The organism is Sulfitobacter sediminis, assembly GCF_040811725.1.
GTDB classification, from domain to species: Bacteria; Pseudomonadota; Alphaproteobacteria; order Rhodobacterales; family Rhodobacteraceae; genus Sulfitobacter; species Sulfitobacter sediminis.
On record NZ_JBFNXX010000168.1, the window covers coordinates 1 to 265 of the forward strand.

Consider the following 265-nt stretch of genomic DNA (forward strand, 5'->3'; position numbering starts at 1 on the left):
CCCGCACCAGCAAGGCGCCCTCGGGGACGTGGTCCGCACCGAAGACCTCGGTCCCCTTGACCGGCGGCAGCCCGTCGAGACGCGGGACTGGACGACCCACGCTACCGCCCGCCTCGGGGACTGGCGCGGCGGGCGGCAACTCCGTGGCCTGCATGACCGCCGCGATGATCTTGCGATAGCCGGTGCAGCGGCAGAGCACACCGCCGAGGGCGTCCTGGACCTGCCGCTCATCGGGCCGTGGCGTATCACGCAGAAGTTCCAGAGC

At 72.1% G+C, this 265-nt stretch carries 1 protein-coding gene; it reads right to left on the minus strand.

Features of this window, described 5'->3' with window-relative positions:
* A partial coding sequence (locus AB2B41_RS23550; RefSeq protein WP_367880254.1) for a 2Fe-2S iron-sulfur cluster-binding protein occupies window positions 1-265 on the minus strand: 265 nt, incomplete at both ends.